Origin of the sequence: Manganibacter manganicus, assembly GCF_002075885.1 — a bacterium.
Taxonomy (GTDB): Bacteria; Pseudomonadota; Alphaproteobacteria; order Rhizobiales; family Rhizobiaceae; genus Mesorhizobium; species Mesorhizobium manganicum.
In genome coordinates this window covers 179,496-192,357 of record NZ_MDET01000056.1, presented here as the reverse complement: position 1 = coordinate 192,357, position 12,862 = coordinate 179,496, and the positions used below count along the sequence as shown (strand labels likewise).

16 protein-coding genes are annotated in these 12,862 nt (G+C 60.8%); 10 read left to right on the top strand and 6 right to left on the bottom strand.

Annotated elements, in window-relative coordinates; translation table 11 throughout:
* The 3 genes from BFN67_RS21375 to BFN67_RS21365 all read left to right on the top strand — a co-directional run.
* Positions 1 to 707 (top strand): IS5 family transposase gene (locus tag BFN67_RS21375; RefSeq protein ID WP_139789220.1). Its coding sequence is split into 2 segments (ribosomal slippage), with 708 coding nucleotides annotated over them: positions 1 to 286 and positions 286 to 707; the frame shifts between segments, so codons are not numbered across the junction. This gene is flagged as partial in the annotation.
* Between the two features lie 53 nt (positions 708 to 760).
* Complete coding sequence (locus tag BFN67_RS21370) at positions 761 to 2,086, top strand: ActS/PrrB/RegB family redox-sensitive histidine kinase (protein ID WP_080921461.1); 1,326 nt, start codon at positions 761 to 763, stop codon at positions 2,084 to 2,086.
* 85 nt (positions 2,087 to 2,171) lie between these two features.
* On the top strand, positions 2,172 to 2,735 hold the full coding sequence (locus BFN67_RS21365) for an ActR/PrrA/RegA family redox response regulator transcription factor (protein WP_080921489.1): 564 nt from the start codon (positions 2,172 to 2,174) through the stop codon (positions 2,733 to 2,735).
* Between the two features lie 80 nt (positions 2,736 to 2,815).
* Here BFN67_RS21365 and BFN67_RS21360 read toward each other — a convergent pair whose 3' ends face one another.
* Entirely contained in the window at positions 2,816 to 3,316 is a 501-nt protein-coding gene (locus BFN67_RS21360) for an MmcB family DNA repair protein (protein ID WP_080921460.1), read from the bottom strand.
* A 60-nt stretch (positions 3,317 to 3,376) separates the two neighbouring features.
* Positions 3,377 to 3,799 (bottom strand): Cu(I)-responsive transcriptional regulator, encoded by a 423-nt coding sequence (gene cueR / locus BFN67_RS21355; protein ID WP_080921488.1) that lies wholly within the window; start codon positions 3,797 to 3,799, stop codon positions 3,377 to 3,379.
* Between the two features lie 220 nt (positions 3,800 to 4,019).
* Between cueR and BFN67_RS21350 the strand changes: the two genes are divergently transcribed.
* Entirely contained in the window at positions 4,020 to 4,640 is a 621-nt protein-coding gene (locus tag BFN67_RS21350; RefSeq protein ID WP_080921459.1) for a L,D-transpeptidase, read from the top strand.
* An 86-nt stretch (positions 4,641 to 4,726) separates the two neighbouring features.
* Here the strand turns inward: BFN67_RS21350 and BFN67_RS21345 are convergent, their stop codons facing one another.
* Both BFN67_RS21345 and BFN67_RS21340 read right to left on the bottom strand, forming a co-directional pair.
* Entirely contained in the window at positions 4,727 to 5,230 is a 504-nt protein-coding gene (locus BFN67_RS21345; protein WP_080921458.1) for a hypothetical protein, read from the bottom strand.
* 124 nt (positions 5,231 to 5,354) lie between these two features.
* A complete protein-coding gene (locus tag BFN67_RS21340; protein WP_080921487.1) occupies positions 5,355 to 5,732 on the bottom strand; it encodes a hypothetical protein in 378 nt (125 codons plus the stop codon).
* A 166-nt stretch (positions 5,733 to 5,898) separates the two neighbouring features.
* On the opposite strand from BFN67_RS21340, the gene BFN67_RS21335 reads away from it, so the two are divergent.
* Complete coding sequence (locus BFN67_RS21335) at positions 5,899 to 6,489, top strand: hypothetical protein (RefSeq protein ID WP_080921457.1); 591 nt, start codon at positions 5,899 to 5,901, stop codon at positions 6,487 to 6,489.
* A gap of 77 nt (positions 6,490 to 6,566) precedes the next feature.
* The gene (locus BFN67_RS21330; RefSeq protein ID WP_080921486.1) at positions 6,567 to 7,331 is read left to right on the top strand and encodes a class II aldolase and adducin N-terminal domain-containing protein; all 765 of its coding nucleotides are present in this window, start codon (positions 6,567 to 6,569) and stop codon (positions 7,329 to 7,331) included.
* A 22-nt stretch (positions 7,332 to 7,353) separates the two neighbouring features.
* Here the strand turns inward: BFN67_RS21330 and BFN67_RS21325 are convergent, their stop codons facing one another.
* Complete coding sequence (locus BFN67_RS21325; RefSeq protein WP_080921485.1) at positions 7,354 to 7,986, bottom strand: HAD family hydrolase; 633 nt, start codon at positions 7,984 to 7,986, stop codon at positions 7,354 to 7,356.
* A 197-nt stretch (positions 7,987 to 8,183) separates the two neighbouring features.
* On the opposite strand from BFN67_RS21325, the gene BFN67_RS21320 reads away from it, so the two are divergent.
* The gene (locus BFN67_RS21320; protein WP_080921456.1) at positions 8,184 to 9,140 is read left to right on the top strand and encodes a sugar-binding transcriptional regulator; all 957 of its coding nucleotides are present in this window, start codon (positions 8,184 to 8,186) and stop codon (positions 9,138 to 9,140) included.
* Between the two features lie 14 nt (positions 9,141 to 9,154).
* On the opposite strand, the gene BFN67_RS24205 is transcribed toward BFN67_RS21320, so the two are convergent.
* The gene (locus tag BFN67_RS24205; RefSeq protein ID WP_139789281.1) at positions 9,155 to 9,364 is read right to left on the bottom strand and encodes a hypothetical protein; all 210 of its coding nucleotides are present in this window, start codon (positions 9,362 to 9,364) and stop codon (positions 9,155 to 9,157) included.
* Between the two features lie 115 nt (positions 9,365 to 9,479).
* Between BFN67_RS24205 and BFN67_RS21315 the strand changes: the two genes are divergently transcribed.
* The 3 genes from BFN67_RS21315 (at position 9,480) to BFN67_RS21305 (ending at position 12,856) form a co-directional block, all read left to right on the top strand.
* Positions 9,480 to 10,397: a LysR substrate-binding domain-containing protein gene (locus BFN67_RS21315; RefSeq protein WP_080921455.1), complete on the top strand. Its 918-nt coding sequence runs from the start codon at positions 9,480 to 9,482 to the stop codon at positions 10,395 to 10,397.
* Between the two features lie 158 nt (positions 10,398 to 10,555).
* A complete protein-coding gene (locus BFN67_RS21310) occupies positions 10,556 to 11,866 on the top strand; it encodes an ABC transporter substrate-binding protein (protein WP_080921454.1) in 1,311 nt (436 codons plus the stop codon).
* A gap of 117 nt (positions 11,867 to 11,983) precedes the next feature.
* Positions 11,984 to 12,856: a carbohydrate ABC transporter permease gene (locus BFN67_RS21305; RefSeq protein WP_080921453.1), complete on the top strand. Its 873-nt coding sequence runs from the start codon at positions 11,984 to 11,986 to the stop codon at positions 12,854 to 12,856.
* Positions 12,857 to 12,862: the final 6 nt, after the last annotated feature.

Genomic DNA, 12,862 nt, shown 5'->3' with positions numbered 1-12,862 from the left:
CCATTCTTCCCGCTGTCGCACGGGGTGCCGAGGGTTGACGACCGGCGGGTGGTGAGCGGCATCGTCTACGTGATCCGCAACGGGCTGCAGTGGAAGGATGCGCCGGCTGGCTACGGCCCGCACAAGACGCTCTACAACCGTTTCATCCGCTGGAGTCTGATGGGCGTGTTCGACCGTATCTTCGCAGGGCTTGCCGGAGAAGGACCGAAACCCGAGCGCATCATGATCGACGCGACGCATCTGAAGGCTCATCGCACGGCGGCGAGCCTGCTCAAAAGGGGGATGTTCCCCGTCGTATCGGGCGAACCAAGGGTGGGCTGAACTCCAAGCTCCACACCGTCTGCGACGGTGAAGGCCGGCCGATCATCCTGCTTTTGTCGGAAGGCCAGATGAGCGACCACAAGGGCGCCCGCATGGTGCTCGACGCCTTGCCGAGCGCTTCACACCTGATCGCCGATCGCGGCTACGACAGCGCCTGGTTCCGGACCGAACTCGAAGCACGCGGCATCAAACCCTGCATTCCGTCGAGCCGCAGCCGCAAGGTCCCATACGCCTACGACAAGGCACTCTATCGCCAGCGCCACAAGGTTGAGAACCTGTTCGCCAAGCTCAAGGACTGGCGCCGCATCGCAACCCGATACGACCGGTGCGCACACACCTTCTTCTCGGCAATCTGCATCGCAGCAGCCGTCATCTTCTGGATATAATCAATGAGTCCTGAGCCTAGCGCCTTTGCGCACACCGCTGTAAAGGCGAAGACATGGAAAAGATTCTGGGCTCGCCCGATTTGCAGCAGAGCCACAGGCTGCGCCTCAACACGCTGCTTCGGCTGCGCTGGCTCGCCATTGTCGGCCAGAGCATCGCCGTAATCGTCGTTGCTTACGGGCTGCATTTTCCGCTGCCGGTCAGTCTCTGCTTCGTCTTGATCGCCTGCTCGGCCTGGCTCAATCTGGTGCTGGCCTTTCGTTATCCGGCCGCACATCGGCTGCCGCCATTGGCGGCAATGGGCATTCTCACCTTCGACAGTCTCCAACTCGCCGGCCTGTTGTTCATGACCGGCGGCCTGACCAATCCCTTCGCGCTTTTGATGACGGTGCCTGTCGTCATATCCGCGACCTCGCTGCCGCTGCGGCTCACCGCGGCGCTCGGTGTTTTGGTGATGGCTGGCGCGACCTTGCTTGCCTTCGTGCATTGGCCGCTGCCCTGGTACGATGGTGCCGAAATTGCCATGCCGTTCATCTATGTCGGCGGCATCTGGATGGCGGTCCTGTCCTCCATCGCCTTCACTGGCATCTACGCATTCCGGGTGGCGCAGGAGGCGCGCCTGCTGGCCAATGCGCTCGCCGCCACCGAACTGGTCCTGCAACGTGAGCAGCACCTTTCCGCGCTCGACGGGCTCGCCGCCGCCGCCGCTCATGAACTCGGCACGCCGCTCGCCACGATTACGCTGGTCGCCAAGGAGATGGAAAAGGCACTCGGCACCGATCCGCGTTACGGCGAGGACATAACTCTCCTGCGTTCGCAGAGCGAGCGGTGCCGCGAGATCCTGAAACGCCTGACCAGCCTGTCGAGCGAGGGCGAAGCGCATATGGCGCGTCTGCCGCTGACCTCGCTGGTCGAGGAGGTCATCGCCCCGCATCGCGATTTCGGCATTTCAATCAAGCTCAGCCCCGGTGAATGTGTCGGGCCGGAGCCGGTCGGCCGCCGCAATCCCGGCGTCATCTACGGCATCGGCAATCTGGTCGAGAACGCGGTCGATTTCGCTCATGAGAGCGTTACGATCGGCTGGAGTTGGAACGACGAGGCGGTGAAGCTGTCGATCATCGATGACGGACCGGGCTTTCCCGCCGAAGTCATCGACCGCATCGGCGAACCTTATGTATCCACCCGTCACGGCGCCGAGCCCGGCGGCGGCCTTGGTCTTGGCCTGTTCATTGCCAAGACGCTGCTGGAGCGTTCGGGGGCGGCATTGATATTTCGGAATTCCACCGATCCGGCGCGCGGTGCGGTGATCGAAATGGTTTGGCCACGCGCCATCTTCCTCAATCCTGAATCCGCTGTCGCCACCATGTTCGACAGGGCGTAAGCGCAGGAGCCACGGACTGGGAGTTGGACAGCGGCATTCAACACCTATATTGCAAGGAAAATATGCCAATAAGGACAGGAACATCATGAACGGCGAAGAAGGCAGCGGCTCCGTTGTGACAGGCGAGGACACCTCGCTTCTGATCGTGGATGACGACAGGCCGTTCCTGACCCGGCTGGCGCGCGCTATGGAAACCCGTGGCTTTGCGGTCGAGACGGCTGAAAGCGTCGAGGAAGCTGTTGGCAAGGCCCGCGCCAATCCCCCGGCCTATGCCGTGGTCGATATGCGGCTTGGCGACGGCAATGGCCTGGATGTCGTGGCTGCCATTCGCGAAAAGCGGGATGATGCGCGTACCGTCATCCTCACTGGCTATGGCAACATCGCCACCGCCGTCACGGCGGTGAAACTCGGGGCGGTGGACTATTTGTCGAAACCGGCCGATGCGGACGACGTTTTCGCGGCGCTTACCCGCACCGCCGGCGAACGTGCGGCGCCGCCGGAAAATCCGATGTCGGCGGACCGTGTGCGTTGGGAACATATCCAGCGCGTCTATGAAATGTGCGATCGCAACGTCTCGGAAACCGCGCGCCGGCTCAACATGCACCGGCGCACATTGCAACGCATTCTGGCAAAGCGCGCACCGCGCTGAGGAAAATGGCAACCGGCACTCCGGGGCGCGATCTGTTTTCCGACTGCCGACTGCCGACTGCCGACTGCCGACTGCTGTATCTACTCGCTCTCTCCCTCGACCGCTTCCACCTGCACGCCGGCCAGTTCGGCGGCCAACAATCTCGCCGCGCCGGCACGGGCGATCCGCAGCATCAGCGCCTTGCGGGTTGCCGTCGCCAGCCGATGCTCCGGCGCTTCGCGCATCATCTCGGCTCCATAGCCGTCGGAGAGAATGAATCCGCATTCCTGGGGAAAGATTTCCGCCGGTACGCCGGGATGTGTGGCGAAGAAAAAACGGTCGCAATGCAGCCTGTATTCCGGCCATTTGCGGTCGGCCTTGAAATCCTCGACCGAGGACTTGATCTCGATGATCCAGATGTCGCCCTGTCTGGTCAGCACCACGAGATCTGCGCGCCTGCCGGTGGCCAGTGACAGTTCGGGCAGGATGTGCGCGCCCATCTGTGACAGCAACCGTTGCACGCCACGCCGAACCAACATAGCCCGTTCGGACTGACGACCGTCGATCAGCGGGTTGGCGAGAATCGGCGAAACGATAGGCATGCCGCACCATGCCAGATTTTGTTCACGGTTTGAACCCACGCAAGGTCTTTGGCGACGTATTTAGCCGTCCAGTGTCGGTTTGGTATCCATATCCTCGCTATTGCCGGCCATCTCTTCCAGAATCGGACAGTCCGGCCGCTCGTCCCCGTGGCACGCGTGGATGAGTTTTTGAAGCGTGGCGCGCATCGACTGCAATTCGCGTACTTTTTCCTCTATGGCCGCGACATGGGCGGAGGCGATGGCGCGCACGTCCTGGCTGGCGCGAGTATGGTCTCGATAAAGCGCCATCAGTTGGCGGCAGTCATCGATGGAAAAGCCGAGTTTGCGGGCGCGTGCCAGGAAAAGCAGGCGATGTACATCCTCGTTGGAATAGGCGCGATAGCCGTTCTCGGCTCGATCTGGCCGGATCAGGCCGATCTCCTCATAGTAGCGCACCGTCTTGGCGGGAAGTCCGGAACGGCGGGCGGCGGCACCGACATTCATGATCTGCTTCTCCTCGAAACGGCTACGGGCCATTGAAGCTTGTTGATTCTGCTTCACAATCTCGTGAAACCTGTTGCCGAAATGCCATAGATGCAACCTTACCGGCGCGGTCCGCGCCGCATATAGGTATCGCCGGCTTGGCAAGCAACGGAAATGCCAGCATGAATAACGGCGAAAAAGCGGCCGAATCGTGCCGGAAGAACGGGGACTTGGGCGTTTCATGCGATTAAAGCCATTTATCATCGCCGCCGGGCTTGCGCTGGCGACGGCCTTAGCCGGTTGCAGTTCCATCGGCACGACGCGTATTTTCACCAACGACTATGGTGCGGTCACGGATGCGGGTTATCAACTGCCACGTATTCCGATCCAGAAGATTCCGCGAAAGTATCATCGCCAGATTGTTCGTTACGATACCGCCGAAAAGCCCGGCACCGTCGTCGTCGATCCGGCCAACAAGTTTCTTTATTTCGTCATGCCTGATGGCAAGGCCATGCGCTACGGCGTCGGTGTCGGACGTGAGGGCTTTGGCTGGCACGGCACGGCGCGCATTGCGATGAAGCGCGAGTGGCCGACCTGGACGCCGCCCGCGCCGATGATCAAGCGCCAGCCGGAACTGGCCAAATGGAGAGGAGGCATGCCGCCGGGCCTGACCAATCCCCTCGGCGCGCGTGCTCTTTATCTGTTCAACAAGCACGGCGATACGGGTTATCGCCTGCACGGCAACCCGGAATGGAAATCGATCGGCAGGAATGTCTCTTCAGGTTGTATCCGGTTGATGAATCAGGATATCATCGATCTCTACAATCGCGTCGAGATTGGTGCCAAGGTTATCGTGCTTTGAAGATGTAAGCGGACCGTCCGGGCAACGTAGGACGACCTGACGAAAAACCGGACTTTACAGTCCGGTTTTTTGTTTCGTGAATTGGTTCAGTCGGTCGGCTTGGCCGCGGCATAGACAATGACATTGCGTGGATCGTTGAATTCGACGGCGACGATGTCGCGCATCAGTACATGCCGGGAATTGATGGCATGATAGAGGATCGCGTTGCCCTCGACCTCATTGCGCAACGCGGTGAGTTCGTCCTTGTGTTCGGCTGCGACCTTCTCGATGGGCGCAGGCAATCCGCCCTTCATGGCCGTCGAATCGGCCAGGAAGACGATATCGACCTTGTCGACATTTGTGGTCTTGCGCACCAGCGCCGCACTTTCAGGCGCCTTCTCTATGGCCGCGATAATCCTGTCTTCGTTGTTGGCTGCGGTGCGTTCTTCTTCCTGAATTGGCGATCCGACGATGGCATCGATAGTGTCGGGATTGTCGAGGCTTTGTGCTTGCAGCGAGAGCCCCGGCACCAGAGCCGACACGAAGGCGAGCGCCGCGACGGCGTGCAGCCAGCGGTCTCGTGGATCTTTCATGATGGCGCTGGTGAACATATCGCTAATCCTTTGCATGCCTCGACACAGAACCGCCCGCTTGGCGAAAGGTTGCGCTCCGATGCAGCAAGTCGGCTCGGCTGCGCACCGAACCGACATACAATTCCAGATACCAAAGCGTCAATCAGCCGGCTTTCTTGCGTGTCACAAGCGTCAACACGCCCCTCTCATCGAGGCTGGCGACGATGACGTCTTGCGATGTCAAGCCCTTCTCCTTCAAGGCCGATGCGAGCTCGGGCGTCGCGTCGATGGAGCCGCGCAATTCTTTCATGCCCGCCTCGCCGCGTTGCGCAACCGCGTCGTTCACCTGATTCTGCGTTTCTTTCGGCAGTTTTTCGATATCGACGATGTTGACGGCGCGGATGGTCGGCGCCCCAGGCGTCGCGGGTGCGGGCGTGGCCGGAGTTGGCGATGTCGGCGCAGCCGGCTGCTGCTGTGCGTTGGCGGCGGCCGTCATCATCGTCATCGTCGCAGCGGCGGCAAGGATCAGTGTCTTTCGCATGGATCGTCCCTTTCCATTGCTTCGATCGCCCTCGCGCATCGAAGCTGTCACCCCCAATTTCGGCACCCAACAAGGCAAATGAGTCGAGAGACTGTCTGCAGGTGGGTCATTGCGTGACGATAAGGTGGCGGTAAAGTGGGCCGACTCAGTCGAGCCGTTCGGGACCATGGAACAGCAAGCTCTCGCTCACGATATCTTCCCGCATCTTCGCATCGTCATGGGCATGATCGTCGGCCTTGGCGTGACCCGATTGTTGTCGGGAGTGGCGCGTATTGTCCAGCACCCCAAGCAATATCCGCTCTATCCGGTGCATCTCGCATGGGTTGCCTCGATCCTGCTGCTGCTTGCGCATTTCTGGTGGTGGCAATTCGGCCTGTTCCACATTGAACACTGGACCTTCGGCAAGTATCTGTTTCTGCTTGGTTATGCCGTGATCCTGTTCCTGCTTGCCGCGTTGCTGTTTCCCGACAGTATGCTCGACTATCAGGGCTACGAGGATTTTTTCTATGCGCGCCGTGCCTGGTTTTTCGGCCTGCTTGGCCTGACCTATGGGCTCGACATTGTTGACACATTGTTGAAAGGCAAGGCGCATTTTGCCAATCTCGGGACGGAATATCTGCTGCGCAGTCCACTCTTCATCGCGCTGTGCATTGCCGCCATCCTGATCCGGGACCGCCGCTTCCATATCGCTTTCGTCACGTTCGCACTGATTTATCAGGTCTTCTTCATCCTGCGGCATTTCGATACGATCGCGTGACGACTTCCTGTACCAATCGAAACCGGTTGCGGTCATGATGCGACCGCGTCATGCTCGGCAAAACGGAGGATTTGCGGATGAGTGTCACCCGGCTCAAGGAAACCCTGACCAACCTGCCTTTCTACGACGAGCGCGTCGATCTGGCCTGCGCCTTTCGCTGGACCGCCCGACTCAACATGCACGAGGCGGTTGCCAATCATTTCTCGTTGGCCGTGAACGACGACGGAACCCGCTTTTTGATGAACCCGAACCAGGTGCATTTCTCGCGCATCAAGGCGAGCGACCTGTTGTTGATCGACGCCAACGATCCGGACACGCTTTGTGGCCCCAATGCTCCCGATCCGACCGCGTGGGGCCTGCATGGCGCCATCCACCGCAATGTCCCGCATGCGCGCTGCGTCATGCATGTGCATTCGATCCATGCCACGGTGCTGGCCTCGTTGGCCGATTCCACCTTGCCGCCGATCGATCAGAACACGGCGATCTTCTACAATCGCCATGTCGTCGACGGCCATTATGGCGGCCTCGCTTTCGAGGAGGAGGGCGAGCGCTGCTCGGCCCTTCTCGCCGACCCGAAGAACAAGGTGATGGTGATGGGCAATCACGGCGTTCTCGTCATCGGCGACGATGTAGCCGATGCATTCAACCGCATGTTTTATTTCGAGCGCGCCGCCGAGACTTATATCAAGGCGTTGTGGACCGGCCGGCCGTTGCGCATGCTCTCGCCCGAGATTGCCGAGAAGGCGGCCAGGGAACAGGAAGACTATCCCGGCCAGGCCGAGCGGCACCTTTCGGAGTTGAAAGCCATATTGGACGAGCAGGAGCCGGCTTACCGTAACTAAGGCCGCTATGGGTTCGGCCGCTTTATAGGCCGAGTTCCGCCCGCAATTCCTCGATCGTGTTCAGGTTGACGGCGCCCGGCGGTCCTTCCATTGGCCGTTCGGGCCAGAAGATCGTCTTCATTCCGGCGGCCAGGCCGGCCGACGCGCCGGTCCGGCTGTCGTCGATGGCCACGCAATCGCTGGGGTCGACATCGGCCAGCCAGGCGGCGCGCAGGAAGGGCTCGGCACTCGGCTTGCCTTCGCGCACATCGTTGCGGCTGATCGTGTGCATACCCGGATAGGAAAGGCCGACGGCGTTGAGATTGGCATCGACGATCAGCCGGTCGGAATTGGACACGACCGCCTGTGCCACGCCGCGGGCACGCAACTCCTTGAAGATTTCGATGGCGCCAAGGCGCGGCATGAGCCCCTTGGTCAGTGGCAGGTAATGGTCGTATTTGCGCTGGATCCAGTCATCGAACGGCAGGTCCAGCCCGCAATCCTGGCGCAGCATTTCGTAGACCGGCCATGCCGCCACGCCCAGGACGCGCTCGTGCAGGTCGGCGGGCGGCGTGATGCCGAGGCTGCGCAAGGCGGTCGCCAATGCGATATCGTGCAGCGGTTCGCTGTCGGTAAGCGTCCCGTCCATGTCCCAGAAGACCGCCTTCGGCGTCATGCGCGTCCCTTTCTCAATCCTGTCCGTCCTCATACCCCGAATGGCCGCCGTCTGAAAGCATACCTCTTGCATGACGGCCATGCACGCGGGTCGTTATCGAGTAATTGCTCTTTAAATAGATAATTGCTCTGGCGGCTAAACCCTGTAATGATGCATCAGTGGGCACGACCGACAGGACGTGACTGGTGAGGAGCAGTATGAATTCGCGACAGGAGAGCGGTGCCACCAGGCTCGACGACGCCGCGCGCGCCGGCTGGCTCTATTATGTCGCCGGCAATACGCAGGATCAGATCGCCACTACGCTCGGCATTTCGCGCCAGACAGCGCAGCGCCTGGTCTCGCTCGCCGTTTCGGAAGGTCTCATCAAGGTGCGAGTCGATCACCCGATCGCCAATTGCCTGGATCTTGCGGCGCGTCTCAAATTGCGCTTCGCGCTCGATCTCATCGAAGTCGTGCCGAGCGACCCCACCTCGAATTCCACCACGATCGGCATCGCGGAAGCGGCGGCCGCCGAGATCGAGCGCCGCCTTCGTTCGCCGGAGCCGATTGTGCTGGGCATAGGTACCGGGCGCACGTTGAAGGCGGCGATCGAGCAACTGCCTCCGATGGAATGTCCGCAGCACAAGGTGGTGTCGTTGACCGGCAATATCTCGCCCGATGGCTCGGCGGCATACTACAATGTCATCTTCACCATGGCCGATCGCATAAAGGCGCGTTCTTTCCCGATGCCGCTGCCGGTTCTCGCATCCTCGCCTCGGGAGCGCGAAATGCTGCTCGGCCAGCCAATGATTCAGCCGACGCTGGATCTGGCCGCGCGCGCCGACATCACCTTTGTCGGCATTGGTGACCTCGGGCCGAGCGCGCCGCTCTATGAAGACGGCTTCCTGTCCGAAGCGGACCTCAAGGCATTGCAGAAGGCAGGCGCTGTCGCCGAGATTCTCGGCTGGGCATTCGACCGCGAGGGAAGGATGATCGAGGGGCTTACCAATGATCGCGTTTCTTCGGCGCCGCTGCCGTCGCGCGAGAAATCGCTGGTCGTGGCGCTTGCCATGGGCGAACGCAAGCTGCCGGGCATTCTGGCGGCCATCAACCGGCGGCTCGTCAACGGGCTTATAACCGACGAACGCACGGCGGCAGGCCTGCTTTCAGCTTGACGCATCGATCTGCCTTATTCATGCCGGTTGTGCGGCTCGTCGCAGTCACGCAGGCCGATATCTCGCTGCAAATATGCTGGCAGTTCGCGCAGGTCGACGACGGTCCGTTTCCTTCGCGGACCAAATCCCATGCCCTTCAAAACCGCTTTTACCCAATGACTGGCCGCTGCACCTGAAGGCGTCCGGCAAGTTCCCGCAGGCAGGCATTGCTGGATCATGGTCATGATTGTCTGTCTCCTCTACGATGCATCTGGCCGGGGTCAGACTGGAAATATCGGCCTCGAACGCCTTTGCTTCCAATTGAATATCGAGTATGATGCATAAGGCAGGCTTATGTGAATGACGCCACTTCCACCGCTCTCCGCCGTGCGTGCCTTCGAGGCTGCGGCACGGCATCTTTCCTTCACCAAGGCGGCTGCCGAGTTGGGCATGACCCAGGCGGCGGTGAGCTATCAGATCAAGCTTCTGGAAGATCGGGTTGGCGCGCCGCTTTTCCTGCGCCGACCGCGCCAGGTGGTTTTGACCACCGCTGGACAGCGGTTCGCGGCCGCCGCCACCGAAGCCTTTGCGCTGCTCAACGATGCTTATGCGGCGGCGCGCGGCGAAGCACGGGACACGCTATGCGTCAGCACGGTCGTGACCTTTGCATCCAATTGGATGGCGCGGCATCTCGGCTCGTTCCAGGTGGCGCATCCCGCGCTTGCCGTGCGCCTCAATACGACTGACCAGATCGTCGATCTCGTGGGCGGCGAGGCTGATGTCGCCATACGTTCAGGCGCGGGAAACTGGCCCGGCCTTGTCTCGCATCGGCTTATGCTGGCCGATTTCACGCCGATGCTCTCCCCTAAACTGGCCGAAAGCATCGGCGGGGTGAAGGAACCTGCCGACCTCCTGCGCCTGCCTGTTCTGGATCCCGGAGATCCGTGGTGGCGGCAATGGCTCGCCGCGGCCGGCGTTCCGGTCGATTCGCTGCTCGAACGGCCGGGTTCGCACATGGGGTCGCAAGCCTATGAGGGCAATGCCGCGATGGCCGGGCAGGGCGTCGCCATGCTGACACGTTCCTTCTTCCTCACCGATCTTGCGGAAGGCCGGCTGATCCAGCCCTTCGGCTTGGTCTGCGACGACGGCCATGCCTATTGGCTGGTTTATCCAGAACAGCGCCGCAACGTCGCCAAGGTCCGCGCCTTTCGAGACTGGCTCCTTGCCGAGGTGAAGGCGACTCTCGATCAGGCCGATCCGGGCAGCCCCGTAAGGTAGCATCGGTGTAAGGCGCCGCTGTTCCCACGTCCGTTCATCCCTACATTTTCCGGCTTGAGGCTGTTGCAGTGCAATGACGATTGCGGCTTGACAATTTTCTCGACTGAGTATTTGCTCAATAGAAAGGCAAATGCTCACATCTTATCGGGAGGGTTTTGATGAAATTGCGCGCACTCATTCTCGGCGTCTGCTCGGCTAGCGCCTTCGCCTTTGCCGCACATGCCGAAGCGATCACCATCGCCACGGTCAACAATGGCGACATGATCCGCATGCAGAAACTGGCGGACGACTTCACCAAAAAGAATCCGGACATCCAACTCAACTGGGTGACGCTGGAGGAAAACGTGCTGCGTGAGCGTGTCACCACCGACATCGCCACCAAGGGCGGCCAGTACGACATCGTCACCATCGGCAATTATGAAGTGCCGATCTGGGCCAAGCAGGACTGGCTGCTCGCGCTCGACAAGCTGGGGCCGGACTACGATGTCGACGATCTTCTGCCGGCAATTCGCGGTGGCCTGACGGTCGATGGCAAGCTCTATGCAGCGCCCTTCTATGGCGAGTCGGCCATGATCATGTATCGCACCGACCTGTTCGAGAAGGCCGGCCTGAAAATGCCGGAAAAGCCAAGCTGGGACTTTATCGGTGATGCCGCCCGCAAGATCACGGATCGGGCAGCCGGCATCAATGGCATCTGCCTGCGTGGCAAGGCCGGATGGGGCGAGAACATGGCCTTGCTGACGGCCATGGACAATTCCTTCGGCGGGCGTTGGTTCGACGAGAAATGGCAGCCGCAATTCGACCAGCCCGAGTGGAAGAAGACGATGGACTTCTACGTCAAGCTGATGAAGGACGCCGGGCCGGAAGGCGCGTCCTCCAACGGCTTCAACGAGAATCTGACGCTGTTCCAGCAGGGCAAATGCGGCATGTGGATCGACGCCACGGTGGCGGCGTCCTTCGTCTCGGATCCGAAGAATTCGAAGGTTGCCGACAAGGTCGGTTACGCCATCTTCCCGGATGAAAACACCGACAATCACGGCAATTGGCTGTGGTCGTGGAACCTCGCCATTCCGGCTAGCAGCCAGAAGGCGGATGCGGCCGAGAAGTTCATCGCCTGGGCGACCAGCAAGGAATACACCGAACTCGTCGCATCGAAGCAGGGCTGGGCCGCGGCTCCTCCCGGAACCCGTACGTCGCTCTACAAGAACCCGGAATATCTGAAGGCCGCGCCATTCGCGGAGCCGACACTGGCGGCCATGACGGCGGCTGACATCACCAAGCCGTCGGTCAAGCCGGTGCCCTATACAGGCGGCCAGTTTGTCGCGATCCCCGAGTTCCAGGGCCTTGGCACGACGGTCGGGCAGTTGTTCTCCGCCGCCCTTGCCGGCCAGTCGAGCGTCGATGATGCCTTGGCCGCCGCGCAAGCAGCGTCCGTGCGCGAGATGACCCGCGCCGGCTACATCAAATAAGGCAACCTCCCGGTGCCTTGGCCGTCCGGTTTCTCCGTCCGGGCGGCCGCCTTCCAAGACCGACTATTATAGAGCTTTCATTCCGGCACGGATGAGGGCAGGTCCAGAGGCTGAACCATGGCGACGCGACAGACCCGTACATTGGCCCGTTTCATGATGGCGCCTTCGGTCATCCTGCTGCTGATCTGGATGGTCGTGCCCTTGGCCATGACCTTGTGGTTCTCCTTCCTGAACTACAATCTGCTGAACCCAGCCAATGTCAGCTTCGGCGGCCTGTTCAACTATCGCTATTTCTACACCGACCCGGCCTTCTTCCAGTCGATCTGGAATACGCTGGTGATCGTCGTCGGCGTCCTTCTCATCACCATCATTGGCGGCATCGCGCTGGCGCTGCTTCTCGATCAGCCGATCTTCGGCCAGGGCATCGTTCGCATATTGGTGATCTCGCCCTTCTTCGTCATGCCGCCGGTGGCGGCGCTGGTGTGGAAGAACATGCTGATGAACCCGAGCTATGGTGTCTTCGCCGATATCGCGCACGCTCTTGGTGTTCAACCGGTGGACTGGTTCGCCAGTTTCCCGCTGTTTTCCATTGTCATTATCGTCGCCTGGCAGTGGTTGCCGTTCGCCACGCTCATTCTTCTGACGTCGTTGCAGTCTCTCGACACCGAACAGAAGGAAGCGGCGGAAATGGACGGCGCGGGCTTCGTCAGCCGCTTCATCTATCTGACCCTGCCGCATATGGCGCGCGCCATTACCGTCGTGATCCTGATCCAGACCATTTTTCTGCTCGGCATCTACGCGGAAATCCTGGTCACGACCAATGGCGGTCCGGGCTATGCCACAACCAACCTGCCATTCCTGATCTATCGCACCGCGCTGCTTGGCTATGACATTGGCGGGGCGTCAGCGGGCGGCATCATCGCCGTGGTGCTCGCCAACATCGTCGCCATCTTCCTGATGCGCGCCGTCGGCAAGAATCTGGACAGGTGAGGAGAA